Source organism: Mycobacterium timonense (assembly GCF_025821985.1).
In the GTDB taxonomy this organism is placed as follows: domain Bacteria; phylum Actinomycetota; class Actinomycetes; order Mycobacteriales; family Mycobacteriaceae; genus Mycobacterium; species Mycobacterium avium.
Window position 1 is genome coordinate 1 of record NZ_JACKSY010000041.1, and the last position, 522, is coordinate 522.

Below are 522 nucleotides of genomic sequence, written 5' to 3' on the forward strand. Positions count from 1 at the left end.
TCTGCCAGTCGGGTGATCCAGCCGGTGGCCGGGGCGAAGGCGACGCGGTGTCCGGCGTGGGCGGCGGCGATCGCTAGCGCGGTCGCCAGGTGGGTTTTGCCGGTGCCCGGTGGGCCGAGCAGCACGACGTTGCGGGCCTCGGCAAGCCAGCCACCGGCTTCCAGTCGGGCGATCTGAGCGCGGTCGACGGCGGGTTGGGCGGTGAAGTCGAAGTCGGTGATCGTCTTGATCGCCGGGAACCCGGCATACCGGATGCGTTGACGTGCACCCGATTCCGCACGGGCATTCGATTCCACCGCCAAGACCGCACCCAGGTAGTCCTCCAGCGACCAGCCGACGTCGCGGCCCTGTTCGGCCAGCCGGTGGTAGTGCTCGGCGATGCGCGGAGCCTTGAGCAAGCGGGCCTGATGTGCGATGAGCTTGTCGGCGTCACCGGGCGCTGACGGTGTGCGCTTGGCGGGCATCAGGCGACCTCCCCGGTTCCGAACCGCGCGTCGTAGGCACTCAGATCGGCCACCTCGA

Annotated in this window: 1 protein-coding gene; it reads right to left on the reverse strand. The window is 69.7% G+C overall.

Annotated elements, in window-relative coordinates:
* Positions 1–464: ATP-binding protein (locus H7I87_RS11655; RefSeq protein WP_264002684.1), on the reverse strand; the 464-nt coding region annotated here is incomplete at its 3' end.
* Positions 465–522 lie beyond the last annotated feature (58 nt).